This window comes from Methanococcus voltae PS (assembly GCF_024807035.1).
GTDB lineage: Archaea > AGJL01 > Methanococci > Methanococcales > Methanococcaceae > Methanococcus > Methanococcus voltae.
This window is the reverse complement of record NZ_JANUCQ010000001.1, coordinates 359,249-376,272: the sequence shown is the minus strand read 5'-3', so window position 1 is coordinate 376,272 and position 17,024 is coordinate 359,249. Positions and strand designations below refer to the sequence as shown.

The 17,024-nt window shown below is 29.2% G+C and carries 10 protein-coding genes; 4 read left to right on the top strand and 6 right to left on the bottom strand.

Annotation, left to right across the window (positions count from 1 at the left end; all coding sequences use genetic code 11):
* The first annotated feature begins 224 nt into the window (after window positions 1-224).
* Window positions 225-1,004, top strand: a complete 780-nt coding sequence (cbiQ, locus tag M2325_RS01855) for a cobalt ECF transporter T component CbiQ (RefSeq protein WP_259050657.1) — start codon at window positions 225-227, stop codon at window positions 1,002-1,004.
* A 65-nt stretch (window positions 1,005-1,069) separates the two neighbouring features.
* Here cbiQ and M2325_RS01850 read toward each other — a convergent pair whose 3' ends face one another.
* Entirely contained in the window at window positions 1,070-3,001 is a 1,932-nt protein-coding gene (locus M2325_RS01850; RefSeq protein ID WP_259050653.1) for an OB-fold nucleic acid binding domain-containing protein, read from the bottom strand.
* 706 nt (window positions 3,002-3,707) lie between these two features.
* Between M2325_RS01850 and M2325_RS01845 the strand changes: the two genes are divergently transcribed.
* Window positions 3,708-6,764, top strand: a complete 3,057-nt coding sequence (locus M2325_RS01845) for a HEAT repeat domain-containing protein (RefSeq protein ID WP_259050652.1) — start codon at window positions 3,708-3,710, stop codon at window positions 6,762-6,764.
* A 133-nt stretch (window positions 6,765-6,897) separates the two neighbouring features.
* Window positions 6,898-7,536 carry a dTMP kinase gene (gene tmk, locus M2325_RS01840; protein ID WP_209590409.1) on the top strand — a complete coding sequence of 213 codons (639 nt, stop codon included), beginning with the start codon at window positions 6,898-6,900 and terminating at the stop codon, window positions 7,534-7,536.
* Between the two features lie 48 nt (window positions 7,537-7,584).
* On the opposite strand, the gene M2325_RS01835 is transcribed toward tmk, so the two are convergent.
* A complete protein-coding gene (locus M2325_RS01835; protein ID WP_245314040.1) occupies window positions 7,585-8,070 on the bottom strand; it encodes an NfeD family protein in 486 nt (161 codons plus the stop codon).
* Between the two features lie 139 nt (window positions 8,071-8,209).
* Window positions 8,210-9,640: a hypothetical protein gene (locus M2325_RS01830; protein WP_259050650.1), complete on the bottom strand. Its 1,431-nt coding sequence runs from the start codon at window positions 9,638-9,640 to the stop codon at window positions 8,210-8,212.
* Between the two features lie 604 nt (window positions 9,641-10,244).
* Here M2325_RS01830 and M2325_RS01825 point away from each other — a divergent pair.
* Window positions 10,245-11,933, top strand: a complete 1,689-nt coding sequence (locus M2325_RS01825) for a glutamate--tRNA ligase (protein ID WP_374759666.1) — start codon at window positions 10,245-10,247, stop codon at window positions 11,931-11,933.
* 509 nt (window positions 11,934-12,442) lie between these two features.
* Here M2325_RS01825 and rpsJ read toward each other — a convergent pair.
* The 3 genes from rpsJ to M2325_RS01810 all read right to left on the bottom strand — a co-directional run bounded on the left by rpsJ (window position 12,443) and on the right by M2325_RS01810 (window position 16,690).
* Window positions 12,443-12,751, bottom strand: coding sequence for a 30S ribosomal protein S10 (rpsJ, locus tag M2325_RS01820; protein ID WP_209590404.1), 309 nt, complete (start codon window positions 12,749-12,751; stop codon window positions 12,443-12,445).
* 103 nt (window positions 12,752-12,854) lie between these two features.
* On the bottom strand, window positions 12,855-14,141 hold the full coding sequence (gene tuf, locus M2325_RS01815) for a translation elongation factor EF-1 subunit alpha (RefSeq protein WP_209590402.1): 1,287 nt from the start codon (window positions 14,139-14,141) through the stop codon (window positions 12,855-12,857).
* Between the two features lie 365 nt (window positions 14,142-14,506).
* Window positions 14,507-16,690: an elongation factor EF-2 gene (locus tag M2325_RS01810; protein WP_259050644.1), complete on the bottom strand. Its 2,184-nt coding sequence runs from the start codon at window positions 16,688-16,690 to the stop codon at window positions 14,507-14,509.
* Window positions 16,691-17,024 lie beyond the last annotated feature (334 nt).

The window sequence follows — 17,024 nt, the reverse complement described above, 5'->3', positions numbered from 1 at the left end:
GACCCAATAATATAATATATAATATTTTATTATCATATTAACACTATTTTAACTTATTTTGGGAATTATTAGATTTTTTAAGTTAATTTTAGTAAATTAAAGATTATTTTAAAATAATACAAATATATAAATAATAAAAATATAGTAGATAATACTTTTAAAAAAATAGTATTATTAAATTATCAAATATAGTTCTAATAATAAACGATTTGTATGGTGAAAAAATGCACGGGGACATATATTTAATTGAATTGGAATCTATGAAAAATAGCCCGATACATAATATAGACCCGCGTGTAAAATTGATATCCATACTTTTTATAATACTTTGCAGTTCCTTATTCAATAATTTAACCATGATGACCTTTTTTGAGGTTTATTTAATCATGAGTCTTTTATTATCTAATTTATCCCTGAAAATGACGATTTTAAGAATATTAATGATATTACCATTTGGAATTTTTATAGTGTTATTTCAACCGTTTATCCGTGGTGAAACTGTCATATATTCATTATTCGGAATTCCGGTATTTTTAGAAGGGTTAAATTTTGGAATACTATTATTTGCTAAGTTTTTTGTTAGCATTACGTGTATTGTATTACTTTCATCAACCACACCTACATTTAAAGTAGTAGAAGCACTTAAGAAGCTTGGATTACCTGCTTTTATGTCCATGATACTTGGTTTGATGATTAGATATCTTTATTTAATTTTTGAAAATATGCAAAAATTACTCCTATCGCATAAATCTAGGTGTCAAAACCATAAAAAAGTAAGTTATAAACTACAAATAAAAAATATTGGAAATTTAATCGGTACATTATTTGTAAAATCCTATGAACAGGGTGAAAGAACTTATTTCGCGATGCTTTCTAGAGGATATTCTGAAAATTCCAATATTTGCGAGTTAAACTATAAAATAAGTATTTATGATATAATATATACCGTACCAATAATTTTAATACCAATTTTGGTATTATTTTATAATATAAATTTATTTTAAAAATATTGCATTTAAAAAAAGCAAAAATAAGAATTAAAATTTATTAAATTTTCCCTAAAATCTAATTAAAATTCTTTATTTATATCAAATTCTTGAATACCTCTGATATTCAATTCTAAGTCATCATTTCTCATGGTTACGTTACCATAGAATATGTATTCATTACCGATTGCTAAATTCAATGCTTCTATATTCTTTTCTTTTAACTCATCAATTGAAAGTCCAGTTAACTTTGAAATGTTTGCTTCATAAATTCTGCCGTTTATGGTTCCGGTTCCGTCATCTAAAACTACTGTGGCTGTTAAAACCTCATTAGGTGTAACTTCTCCGCAAGCTTCACAAATACCGATTCCTGAGTTACTGTCTACCATAGATAACCTTTTCTTACAGTTTGGACATAAATTTAATATTAAATCTTGTTTTCTGAAGTCCACAACGGTTGCCTGTAATTCGACTTTTGATTCTTCTTTGATATCTACGATGTGTGTCCTAATTGAAACTAAGTTTAAATCTTTTGGATTTATTTCAATATTTGTATATTTATTGGTATTTATGTCATAGTAACCGTTATTTTCCTTTATTTTTGCATGTAATATTTTTAAAGTGTCCCCTTCGGTTATTTCTAGGTTTGTATTATCGTCCCATAAAGTCATCCTAACAGTATTATCTCCGTCACTTAATTCAACGGATTTTACCATTCCTTTTGAACCGTCATACCTATTAAATTCTTTTGTAGGGTAAGATGAGTATACTTTAGCACCAAATGAAATATCATCTGCATCTAATTCGTTTTTATTAAATTTTTCAACTAAATCAGTTACTGAATTTAATTTAATCTCCACTTTGGATTTTTCTATCAATTCAATGGTTGATGCAAAAGTAAATGTTAAATCAACAACTTCTAAGTCAGTCATTCTGTTTATATATTTTTTAGTTTTACAGTTTGAAAGGCTAATTTCATCGCCTTCATCTAAATCATCTAATTTAGTTATATTGTTACCCCAGAATACTACTCTAACGCTACCGGTTCCATCGAAAACTTTGATTTCTTGGACTTTTGCAACTCTGTCCGGGAATTCAACTTCTCTTACGATGCTTTTGTTTAATATTTTACCCTTTACAGAAACTAGTTCTTTATCGTAATGTGGTAAATCTTCAATTGAGACGTAATTATCGACTTTTTTAGCTTGATTAGGGTCTGTTTTTTCAGTTACTTCAATTGTGTTAATTGAGATTTCCAATCCAGAATAGCCTTGCTTAACAAAACCATCAATCTTAACTTTATCTGCAGTGTTAATTTCCATTTTTGCTAATTCGTTCCATAATGTAGCTCTTATTGTCCCAGTTTCGTCTTCCAATATTAAAGATTTTAAACAACCAGTTGAACCGTCTTTTTTGTTAAATTCTTTTAATGGATATGCTAGTTTAATTGTTGCTTCAATGCTTGCAGGTAAATTTTCCACTAATTCTGAAATATTGTAATTTTCCTTTATTTTTGGATATTTTGATTCGTCGTATTCTTCCAATCTTTCAATGGATAATTCGGAACCACTGTTTAACTCCATTTTATTATTCCAATTTCTTGCAAAGGCATTTTCAATTTTTATAACATTTCCTTTTTTCAAATCTGCGACTAAATCTGCTTTATCATTCCACAAAGTTAATCTTATAGCCCCTGAATTATCAGCAATCCTTAAAGATGCTAATTTGCCGGTTGAACCGTCTTTTTTAGTAAATTCTTTGATACTTGAAATTTCGACTATTCTTCCGGTAACTTCTACATCCCTTTGACCTTCTAAAATATCAGAGATTGTATAATCGAAATCTTCGTCATCCTCGTAAGGAATTTCAATATTTAGCTCTTGAGCAACCAACATTAAAGCTCCTTTTTCATCAATTAAACCCGAAGCTTCATCTATTTTTTCAGATATTTTAGAATCCATTTCTTCTTGAGACATTTTTTGTAAAATATTATTTTTTAATTTGTCGATATTCATAAATTACACCAATTATTTTAAATTACTAATTTTAATCGTTAAATTTAGCCTTATTCCTATTGCCTATGTATTTGCTGATTTTATTTTTTATTCTTTTATTATTTTACTAATTTTTTAATTTAAAAATTTTGAATTATAATATACTCTAATACAATTTAATATAATACAGTACTCAAATTAGTAGACTTGTTAAATTTATAATTATTAAATATATTTATTACTTATTATATAGTTCTCAATTTTAAATATTTTTAATAGTGTTTGAAATATGTATCTAAAGTTTATGTATTTTTGTATTTAATTTAAGGTATTAACTTAAGATATGTAGCCACCCAAGTTAAGTATGTAACTTATATATACGATAAAATTGTAAGTAATACCTAATTTATTAAAGAATTTAGAATGCTTCTACAAAATATTATTTTGTTAAATATACTGTTCATTATCGAACATAATACATAGAATTATATAACACAATATAGAATATAATTAATATTGTGCTAATTATTTTCGTCATATAAATTAATTTGAATTTTAACTATCTATTATCTATATTTATTATCTCAATTATTATCTCAAATAATACTTAACCCCATGGTTATTTAGGAGTGTACAAAAATAGAACATATCCCAAAAATGGATAATAAACACTCAACTAAAAGGATTATGAGATTCAAATTTCACCAACGAGTAACTGAGGGATTTTATGAATGAAAATTTAACCAAAGTGCTAAATAATTTAAAAAAAGATAGTTGGTACTCTAAATTAAACTCAATAAACACGCTTGGAGGCTTAATCTTCCAAAATCATTATGATGCTAAAATATCATTATTAAGCTTGATTATGGAATTAACATCTTCAAAAGCTGTTGTTCAAACAAGAGCCCTATGGGCCATTAACAATATATTAAAACAATACCCTGAACTATCGTATTTAGCATTTCCATATATCTTAAAAATGGCAGATAGTAAAGTAGTTGCTACAAAAAACATTGCAAGAGATATGTTAACAAAACCTGGTATGAGATATACAAAAGATAGATACAATACAATATTATCGAAAGAATTGTATTCCTCTGATGTATTAGTTAGGATGAATGCAGTTACAAAAGTTTGGAAAATATTCCCTACGGACCCTAACTTATTATGTACACTTATCCCCTCACTGTTTAATGACAACATTTCATACTCAAGGGATGACAGATTTATGCAAGGTTTAGTATCTTTACTAGTATTGCAAAGTCAAAATAAAGAAGTTATCGACCAATTTTCCGATTATATCGGTATAATAAATTTATACAAAAACTTTATTAGGGAATTTAACAGAAACGAAGTAATTTATTTATTAAATAGTAACGACTCAAAAGATGTTGTAATAGGACTTACACTAATAAATGCAAATCCTGAAAAGGTCAATTCAGAGATAATTGATAAATTACTGGAATTATCAAGAAATAATAGATGCGAAATATTTTTAAAATATAAAGCAATTATGGCGTTATCAGTAATTGCAAATAAATGTAATCCAGTTCGCGAAAAAATAATAAATATACTTAAGAGATCATTGGTCGAAGAACCTAATGATTTATACACTTATTTAACACTCACATGTCTTAAATATCTTGGAGAAAAGATAGAGACTGAAAAATATATTAAAAGTCAAAATGAATTAGTTAGAGCAATTGCAGCTCAAACATCTACCGTGAATAACTTAAATTTATTAAACTTATATGACGAATCGAGTATAATCAACTGTATGTCAATAATGCATAGATTGACTAAAAAGGACGTACCTGAAGAAATACAGAAAAAATATATAAATCAACTTTACGACCCTTGGAGCTATATTAACGTTAAGAGAAAATATAGTTATATGAACCCAAAAGACGTAGAAAAAACACTTAATAAAAACCTTAACACCTGGAAAAGTGAAGATTGGGTTTCAAAAGTAATTACAATGATTGATTTAGGTTGTAAGTTACATAACGACCCCAAACAATATTCCGAAGAATCCATACAATTATTAAAGGATAGTATAAATGATAGCTTTGGTATTGTTAGAACAGAAGCTATTTGGGTACTTAGAGTTGCGTTAGAGTGTTTTGAAGACCCATTTGATATTTTGGAAGAGGTAAATGAATATATACAACCTGAAGTAGTGATTAACGATAATAATTTATTAGTTAGATTAAATTTCATATTATTATTGAAAAAATTCAATGAAATACTTTCGAAATATGAAGGTTGTGAGGATAGAAAAGAAGCTATTACTGCTATATTAATAGATAGAGCATTGAATGATGGTGCTTCAATCGTTTCTAAAACTTCAGAATATATTTTAAAGTACGAATATGGTATTGAAATAGATAAAGAAGGAATAGATATTGAATATATTATAAAATGTATGGAAACGTATCCTTACTCTACTACCCCATTAGTTAGATATTACTTAAAAAATAAAGTAAGTCATCAGGATAAGGAAAATGAAGCTGAAAATGAAGCTGAAACTGAAACTGATGGTAAAAATGATAGTAGTACGAGTGAAAGTAAAAACAGCGAAGAAATTGAATTAAACAATTATACTATCGAATTTTTACAAGAAATCTTTAAAAATAAAAAAGATTGTTTCGAAATAATAAATATATTCCATATTTTGGATTTATTGGATTTAGATGACGAAAAAACTTTAGAATATGCAAGAAATATGGTTGAATTATCTTCAAATAAATTCTTAGAAACTAAATCAAAAATTATTAAAAAATTATTGAATGATATAAATTGGACTACTCGTAAAAAAGGTTTACTCTACATATCTCAATTATTAAAAATAAATGACGATTATGGAAATTTATTCAACGATGAATTAGTTAATATCGCATTATTTGATGATATTGTTGAACTTAGAAGTAAAGCATCCAATTTATTAAATAAAACTGGTCATGGAAGTCCTAAAATTGATAAAAGATATGCAATAGCATACTTATTTAAATCTACGAGTATGATTATAAACGGTTTGAAATTTGAAAATATAAGAGCCGTAGAAGGACTTTATACCCTATACTTAAGATGTGACACCGTCAAAAACATGGAAGACATATTGATGATATTATCAAAATATAGGCACAGTACTAAGTGGTATGAAAGAGTATACGCGTATAAAATCATTGAAAAGCTCGTATCAGAATCTAAAATTGAAGAATACTACTACGAGATAATCTCTTGGTGTACTGAAGATATGGAAGACCCAGTCCCAGTGATTGCAAATACTTGTAAATCAATTTTGAGAATTGTGGACCATTTTGAATATTACGCTCAAGAAGATGAAGAAGATTCGTTTAAAGAAAGAATAAAAAGATTAGAATATTACCTAATGGATAGTGACTGGAACGTTAGGGTAGAAGCCCTTAATTCGTTGCGAGAATTTATATCTGAAGGTCATTATTCGTATATTGAAGACGTAATTGGTAGACTACAAGACCCACACTGGCGTGTTAAAACAACTGCTTTGGGCATACTTTCAGACTTAGATTACGAATTGGTTGTTATTGCACTTCCAGAAATCATTAATTTGTTGAATGACCAAAGTGAGACTGTTGTGTTAAAAACTTTGATAACTCTTAAAAAGTTAGCAAATAAAGAGCCTAGAATACTCCCTAAAATCATGAGCAGTGTAGAAGGTATCGAATCATATTCGACCTGGAGTATCAAAGAAGAAATTACCAAATTAAAAATAATGAATTACAACTATTTAAAAAGAAATTAGGTATTGAATAATTGCGTATTATTTATATATCTATTTCACATATCTATTTTTAAATTTATTATTAAAATTTATTATTAAAATTTATTATAACTTTATAATTAAATTACAGTATTTATGTTATTTTGGTGTTTAAATGGATAATAAAAATATTAAAAATGCTAAAGATATTAAAAAGGGTAAATCAAAAAAATTCATCGTTTTTGAAGGTATTGACGGTAGTGGAAAATCCACACAAGCCAAAATGCTTGCAGACCGAATAAACGCGATATTAGATTATGAACCCACAAACTCCGAAGTTGGAAAATTAATAAGAAAAGGTCTTTCAGAAGGTTGTTTTGAAAAAGAAACCCTTGCATTACTCTTTGCAGGTGATAGGGTCGAACACTGCAAGGAACTTGAAAAAAGACTTGAAAAAAATCACATTATATGCGATAGGTATGTTTATTCGTCTATGGTGTATCAAAATACACAGGGTATCGATATGAAATACATATGCGATATTAATAAGTATGCGAGAGTGCCTGATATCGTAGTATTGTTAGACTTAAACCCTGAATTATCAATGCTAAGGGTAAATGATAGAACGGGAAACAATGAGATATTTGAAAAAATAGAATTTCAAAAAATAATTCGTGAAAAGTATCTGGAGATATTTGAAAAAATAGAATTCGAAAATATGTTTAGACCACCTATTTATATAAAGATAGATGCAAATAAAGGCATTTTAAAACTACATGAAGAAATATTTAATTTAATTAAAGAACATATTTAATTTAAAATTATTTTAATTGATATAATTAATATAGTTAAAATAATTAATTTAATTAGTTTCTTCGTCTTTTTTTTCAATTTTTTCGATGTTTTCAGTTTTTTCAACTTCTTGATTTGCAGACGGTTCCACAATCAAAGAAACACCTTCTATTTTAGTCACAATTACTTTGATTCCTGCTTTTAATTCTGACCTATCCTGAGTTTTTGCCTGCCATTTTTCATTATTTACCATTACATAACCCGGCTTGTTTTCCTCAATATTTTCTACCAAATCGCCTTCTAACCCGATTAAACGTTCTGCACCTATTTTTATATTCATTCCAGATTTATAAACAAATCTGTACATTATATATATGGTCAATAAACCTGCCACGACTGCTAAAGGTAAAGCATAAGCTGGAGCGACTGCTAAAAGTAGCCCATATATAATTAAGGCAATTCCTGCTGCAGGGAAATATAATCCTGGCGTAAAAGCCTCCATTAATATGATTAATAAACCAATGAATATCAAAATATAACCCAAATCGCTTTGCATAAGATTCCTCTCTTAAATCTCTTTAATAATACTAATATGTCATTCCTAGTATTAATAAACTAGCAAAATAACACTAAAATTGTAATAAAATTGTAATAAAAATAGATTAAAATAGATTAAAATAAAAAGTAAATAATATTTATTCGTTATTTATTTTTTTAGAATATATAACGAGTTTACCTTCAAATTTGAATTTAGTAGATTTTGGGTTTAAATCAGTTCTAAGTGCTTTTTTATAGATTTTTGAACCGCCTGATACGTATTTTTGGTGTTGAGTATGTTCGGAATGTTTATTTACCAATCTAGAATTATCTTTGTTATTCCCATAAGATTTAAACTTAGGTCTTGAATATTTATTATCTTCCCTTAAATTAGTTTTATGAGCAGGCCTAGTTTTTCTAGCATTGTGTGTATTTGTTGGACTGTTCAATGTCTTTTTTCTTGAACTTACAATTGAAGGTTTAGAATTTGATTCTGATTTATTCTTTAAATTCTTCCTATTATTTTCTTCTTTATTATAATGGCGTTTTAAGGTGTTAGAACCACTAGATACTCTATTAATTACCCTATTATTTGTAACCTTATTATGGGGTCTATTATTTGTCCTACCTGTTCTACTATCCTCACTAGGAGAATTATTCTTTAAATTATCCCTAGCACCTTCAAATTTAGAGTTTGACCTTTCCCGAATATTTGATTCTTCTTTATTATACTTCTTATAACTATTGGAGTTATTTGAATAGTTTTTAGGTTCTTTATAGGTATTTTGCCTTTTAGCCCCGTTAAGTCTCTCATTGTCGGTTGAATCGATTTTATTATTATTATTATTATTATTATTATTATTATTATTGGTACTATAATTATTACTATTTCTACTATTTCTACTATTTCTATTATTAAATCTATTAGGAGTTATAGTATCGTTAGTCTTACTAGTTCTATTATTCCCATTATATCTTGGCTTATTATACCTATTCTCTGAATTATCGCCATTATCATCGTTATTGCCTTTATTATGGAAAACTCTTCTGTTGACTGTTTTAGGTCTTTCATCGTTATTTAAACTCTTAGAATTATTTTCGCCGTTAGAATTTAACACTTTGGAATATCTTTTAGAATTGTAATTTTTACTTTCTTTATGTTCCGTATGTTCCTTTTTTTCATTGTAATTTTTGCTATTTGGACGACTTTGGTACGATTTATTTACTTTTTTCGTATTATTCTCACTATATTCATTTACAGTTGTTTTTTTATACGTTTTTCTACCATTTGTGGCTTTAACAGGCGTTTTGCTTTCCACGTTTTTATCTTCATTAGGTTCCGCAGTTTTATAACTTTTATAACTTTTATAACCATTTTGATTATTGCTACCATTACTAGTTTTATGAGTGCCATGACTGTTGTGACCTCTAGGACTTCTATTGTCCCTAACCTGGTAGTTATTTTCGGTATTATTTGAATCTTTAGTATTTTTTGTATTTTTATAATTCCTATTATGTTTCATATTACCATTAGTCCCAGTATTATTAGAACTATGTCTATTACTAATTAAATTATTCTTGTTTTCCATTTCTTACACCATTAATTATTAAAAAATTTCATAACCTACAAATCTCTAACAAAGCTACTAGTCTTCATTTTGGCATGATTTAATCTATTCTCAACTTTAATATTGTGCAAAACACTTGAAATCTACAATATTATCGACAATAAAGATATATAAGTGGTTAAAAAGGTTATGTGCAGATTTTTATAATTATACATCAAATTATATAAAAGTTTCTACGATTCTAATTTAAATATTAAATTAGAATTTAAATTAGTATTTAAATTAGTATTTAAATTAACTATTTCAATTTAGTACACACAGATATATATTCCACAATATATTATCATTGTCTGTATGTTATAATAAATATATATAGGTAATTGAAAAGTGTAATTGTACTTAAAAAAGATTATTTTATAAATATATCAAACATAAAGTACCATATTGCATTATAAATTGCTAAATCATATAAATGAGAATATAGAATATTGTATGATGATATAAACTTTATAAGTTTAATTTAAATTAATTGTTTAATCTTATTAAGATTTGAATAATAGAAACTTAGAATTAAAATTAAAATTAAAATTGTGGTGTAATAATGAACAGTACACTTTCGGAAGATGTGAAAAACGTAGTTATAAAGTATTTACTTCAAAATGCTATAAAATACGACGGAAAACCTAATCCTAAATCAATAATGGGTAAAATGTTAGGTGAAAACCCAGATTTAAGAAAACTTGCAAAGGACATTAATCAAAACATTAGTGCAATTGCAAAAGAAGTTGAAGATATGGGTTTAGAAGCTCAGAAACAAAAACTTTCAGAAATTGCTCCAGAAATGATGGGCGAGAAAAAAGAAAGAAAAAAGAAAGAAATTGAGCTTAAAAACGTGGATACAAAAAAAGGCGTTGTAATGAGATTTGCACCAAATCCGTCAGGACCTCTTCATTTGGGTCACGCTCGTGCAAGTGTTTTGAATGATTTCTTTACTAAAAAATACGATGGAAAATTAATATTAAGATTAGAAGATACCGACGCTAAAAGAGTCCTTCCTGAAGCTTATGAAATGATACAGGAAGATTTAAAATGGTTAGGTGTTAAAGTTGATGAAGTTGTTATTCAATCTCAAAGACTTGAAACATACTACAAGTATGGTACTAAATTAATTGAAATGGGTCACGCTTATGTTTGTGATTGTGAAGCGGAAGAATTTAGAGAATTAAAAGCTGAAGGAGTAGCTTGTAAATGTAGAGACAATAGTTCGGAAAAGAACCTTGAACTATGGAACAAAATGCTTTCTGGAGAATTAGATAACGTTGCAGTTAGATTAAAAACAGATATTGCACATAAAAACCCTTCAGTACGTGATTTCCCAATATTCAGGATTGAACACACGTCACACCCTAAAAATGGAACAAAGTATGTTGTTTACCCACTTATGAACTTATCTGTTACCGTTGATGACCATTTAATGGGTCTTACACACGTTTTAAGAGGAAAAGACCACATTGTGAACACTGAAAAACAGAAATACATATTTGATTACATGGGCTGGGAGATTCCAGAGTACTTACACTACGGTATCTTAAAAATAGAAGGTCCTGTTTTAAGTACCTCTAAAATGCACGCTGGTATCTTAGAAGGTGAATACTCTGACTGGGATGACCCAAGATTAGGTACCCTTCGAGCAATGAGAAAAAGAGGTATAAAACCAGAAGCAATTTACAAAACAATGGTCGATATCGGAATTAAACAAGCTGATGTTAGATTTGCATGGGAAAACCTTTATGCAGTTAACAAAGATTTAATTGATGCAATTACAAAAAGATTCTTCTTTGTGGCTAATCCTAAAAAAGTTATTGTTACAGGTGCGGACAATAAAACTGTTGAGCTAAGGATGCATCCTGATAAAGATATGGGTATGAGAACGTTAACATTTGACGGGGAAATCTACCTATCTGGTACCGATAATGTTGAAGTAGGTAAAATGTATAGGCTTATGGAATTGTTTAACATAGTTATTGATGAAGTAAGCGAAAACGTTGTTTATGCGCACTTTGATAGTGAAGATTACAAGGTTGCAAAAGAGAATAGGGCAAACATTATTCATTGGGTACCTGTTAAAGATAGTGTTAAGGTTTCAGTTATCGATGGCGATGGTATTGAAACAGAAGGTTATGCAGAAAAAGACTTTGCAGTTGTAAAAGAAGATGAAAGCGTACAATTTGAAAGATACGGATTTGTTAGAATTGATAAAAACGAATTGGATTCAGATGTTAATAAAGTAACCTGCTATTTAACACATAACTAATACTTGATTAAAAATACATAATAAAATATCATTTATTCTATTTTTTATATTCTATTTTTTATATTCTATTTTTATAAAATTTATAAAATTTCCATAATAAGTTCAAAACTATTTTAAAAAAGCTCATTTAAAGATAATACACCGTATTTACTATGAAATACGGTCACAACATACACTGCAATTACTGTGAATTGCAGTATAATTAATCATTGATTTCATAGTATATAAAGATTAATATCAAAACATATCAAATTTAAATAAGGTACTCGAATATACGAGAGTTATAAAATTAATTATGAAATAATATACTAATAAAATAATAATGGTAATAATAAAAATACTGTAATGATAAGATAATAAAATAAAAACTAAAATAATTTAAAAAGAAAAAGGTTATTGAAATCCCATAAAGGGAAAACAATATTTTTCATGGCTTATGAAATATTAATTATTTTTAAAAAAAGCCTTCAATTCTTGGAATCAAACATCTTTAAGTACTAACTATTCAATTAGTTTCTTAATTCGATTTCAATTTGAACGGTTTCAGGAATTCTTACTTTCATGATGTGTTTCATGGTTCTTTCGTCAGCTTCGATGTCGATAACTCTTTTGTGAATTTTCATTGTCCATCTGTCGAATGATGATGAACCTTCACCGTCGGTTGACTTCCTTGTTGTAACTTTTAATGTTTTTGTTGGTAATGGAATTGGACCTGCTAAATCAACACCTGTTTTTTCAGCGATTGCTTTAATTTGGTCACATACACCGTCTAATTCTGTATGTTTTGTACTTGATAATTTTATTCTTGCTTTTTGCATAATTTAGCCTCATTTAAGGTATGTAATGAATTGTATAATAAATATAATAATTATAAGAATTATAATTAAAAAATTAAAAATTAAATAATTAGAATTAATCTAATTATTTGTTTTTAGCTACAACTTTAATAGCCATACCAGCTGCTACAGTCATACCCATATCTCTAATAGCGAATCTACCGAGTTGTGGAATTTCTTTAACGTTTTCAATAACCATTGGTTTTGTTGGTATTAATTTAACGATTGCAGCGTCACCAGCTTTTAAGAAGTCTGGGTTTTCTTCTAAAACTTCACCAGTTGCAGGGTTTAACTTTTTGCTTAACTCTGCAAAGGTACATGCAATCTGTGATGTGTGTGCGTGGAATACTGGTGTGTATCCTGCTGTGATAACTGAAGGGTGTTGTAAAACAACAATTTGAGCGTCAAATTCAGCTGCAACTGATGGTGCGTTGTCAACTGGACCTAAAACGTCTCCTCTTTTGATGTCTTTTTTACCTACACCTCTTACGTTGAAACCAATGTTGTCTCCTGGTTCTGCTGAAGGTAACTGTTCGTGGTGCATTTCCACTGTTTTAACTTCTCCTACTGAGCCTGAAGGTTCAAATACAACTTTGTCTCCTGGTCTGATGATACCTGTTTCAACTCTACCAACTGGAACTGTACCTACACCAGTGATTGAGTAAACATCTTGGATAGGTAATCTCAATGGTAAGTTTGTTGGTTTTTGAGGAGGTTGGAATGAGTCAATAACTTGAGCAATTGTAGGACCCTTGTACCATTTTGTGTTTTCTGATTTTTTGAATACGTTGTCACCGTGTAATGAAGCTACAGGGATGAAAGGTACGTTGTCAGGGTTGTAACCTAACATTTTTAATAACTCTTCGCTTAACATTTTCTTCATAGCGTTGTAGTCAGCTTCGTTGAAGTTAACTGTATCCATTTTGTTAATTGCAACAGCTAATTGGTTTACACCTAATGTTCTGATTAAGAAGATGTGTTCTCTTGTTTGTGGCTGAATACCGTTGTTGTGGTCATCTACGTTAACAACTAAAACAGCTGCGTCAGCTTGTGAAGCACCGGTAATCATGTTTTTAATGAAGTCTCTGTGGCCTGGGCAGTCTACGATTGTTACTTCGTATTTGTCGGTAGGGAATTTTTTGTGAGCGATGTCAATTGTAACACCTCTCTCTCTTTCTTCTTTTAAACCGTCCATAACGTAAGCAAATTCGAATCCAGCTTTACCTTTTTCTTCAGCTTCTCTTCTTAATCTTGTAATTACCTGAGGGTCGATAGCTCCACCGTCTAATAATAATCTTCCTACTGTGGTTGATTTACCAGCATCAACGTGTCCGATAAATGCAACGTTCAATATTGGTTTTTCTTTTGCCATATTGTCACCTGTATTTATTCTTGTTTTATTTGATTTTTGTAAGTATAATTTATCTTATCAAGAGATTTCTAAATAAGTATAATTTGTAATATGATAGTAAAAATGAGTATATATATTTTATGGTATATTGTTAAAATCTTTTGGATTTTTCAAAATTAATCATGATTAATCGTGTAAGATTTTTGTACCCTAATTATAATTTTACTCAATTTCACTATTTTTAAATAAGTACATATGAATTAATTGATATTATAAATCCATAATAATTATATTGCAAATTATTATAATCAATTATAAGTTCACTATATTAATTCATATGTAATTATCCTATTTTATAATTATTCTGGTTATTCTAATTATTTTAATTATTCTGTTTTTAAACCTTTTCTTGACCTGATTTGTTGAACAATCTTAGGTTGTATTTCTGCAGGTACCTTTTCGAATCCTGAGAATTCAACGGACCATAAACATCTACCTTGGGTAGCCCCTCTGATTGCACCAGCGAATCCGAACATTTCAGCAACAGGAACGCTACCTTTAATAATTGACATGTCACCTTCTTGTTCCATATCAACGATTTGGCCTCTTCTGTTGTTGATTTCTTTCATACCATCACCCATGTAATCTTGTGGTGTGTTGATATATACTTTTTGCATAGGTTCTAATAATACTGGTTTAGCTTGTGTAATAGCGTCTCTAACACCGAATCTTACCGCAGGAATAATTTGTGCTGGACCTCTGTGGATTGCATCTTCGTGGAAAGTTGCATCCATTAATTTAACTTTTACACCTTGAACTTTCTCAGCAGCTAAAGGACCGTTTCTTACAGCTTCTTTGAAACCTTCGATAATTAACTCTCTAGCTTCGTCTAACTGTACGATACCTCTAGTTAAGTTTGTGATTAAGTTACCGCCCATGATTGACATAACTTTTTTAGCTTCGTCTTTTGGTAAACCAGCTTCTACAAACTTACCTTCTGCTTCTGATGAGATTTTTCTCTTGAAGTCTTCATCTTTTAAGTCGCCTTTAACATATGCTTGGTATACACTGTCTTCTAAAGGTTCTACGATGAAGTACAATTTGTTGTGTTTGTTTGGTGATTTTCCTTCAATTTCAGGGCTTGTACCGTTGATTGTTTCTCTGTAAACAACGATTGGTTCACCAACATCAACTTCGATACCTGTATCTCTGCCGATTTTTGTGTTTGTGATAACTTCGATGTGGAGTTCACCCATACCGCTGATTAAGTGTTCACCGGTTTCCTCGTTGATTTCCACTCTAACTGTGTTATCTTCTCTTGCGATTTGTCTTAATACTTCGATTAATTTTGGCAAGTCTTTTGTGTTTTTAGCTTCGATAGCAACTGTAATAACAGGTTCACTTACGTGTGATAAACCTTCGAAAGCTTGTTCCATTTTGTTTGAGAATGCTGAAACAGTTTCCCCTGCTGTTGCTTCTTTTAAACCTGTAATAGCACAGATGTTACCTGCTGAAATACTTGGTACCTGAACTCTTTCTGCACCCATGAAAACTGAAACTTGTTGAGCTCTTGCTTTTTGTTCTGCACCAACTAAAAACAATTCGTCACCTTGTTTCATTCTTCCTGAGAACAATCTGCATGCTGAGATAGCTCCTGCGTGTTTATCAACGATAATTTTTGTGATAACACCTGCTAAAGGACCGTTAGGGTCACAGGTCATCATTGATTTACCAATTTCTGACTCAATGTCACCTTTCCAAATGTTTGGAATTCTGTACTTTTGAGCGTCAACTGGGTTTGGTAAGTGTTTGATAACCATATCTAAACATACTTCGTGTAAAGGTGCTTTGTCAGCTAATTCTTTTTGTCTTTCATCGTTACAGAAATCAATGATATCTTTGAATGAAATACCTGATTTTTGCATGTATGGTACTGAAATAGCCCAGTTGTTGTAAGCTGAACCAAATGCTACTTTACCACCCATAACGTCGCATAACCATTCTTTTTTGAACTCTTCAGGAGCCATCTTTTCGATTAAAACGTTAACTTCTGCGATGATTTTCATAAACCTTCCTTGTAATTCTTCAGGAGTTAATTTTAACTCGTTGATTAATCTGTCAACTTTGTTTATGAATAATACAGGTTTAACTTTTTCTTTTAAAGCTTGTCTTAAAACTGTTTCAGTTTGTGGCATTACACCTTCTACTGCACAGCATACAACGATAGCACCATCGATAGCTCTCATTGCTCTTGTAACGTCACCACCGAAGTCAACGTGACCTGGTGTGTCGATTAAGTTAATTAAGTGTTCTCCGGTTTCTGACTGGTGAACCATTGACACGTTAGCAGCGTAGATTGTAATACCTCTTGCTGCTTCTTCTTCATCAAAGTCTAAAGCAAGTTGGTCCCCTGCTAATTCTTTTGATATCATACCAGCACCTGCTAAGAGGTTGTCTGATAATGTTGTTTTACCGTGGTCGATGTGTGCACAGATACCGATGTTTCTGATTTTATCGTGGGTTTCCATTAAACTGGTAACCTTTTCTACCATTTTTGCTCTTCTTCCCATTATTTCACCGAATCGAATAATTGATTTTGAAGTTTGAAGAATTATATTTTATTATACTTTTATTATAAATTTAATTTTATAATACATTAGTTAATCTAAGTACAATAATTATTAATATAACCAGTTTAGAATTATTTATCAATTTTATTAATCATATATTAATTAAATGTTAATTAACAAATAATTCATACTTTAAGATTATTGATAAATTATTTAAGATTACAATTTCAACATTTACGAATAAATTGAAAAGAATTATTATAATCATAAATGATGTATCATTTAATACGACTATAATATAATTATTGCATAATTACAAAATTCTAAAGATAAA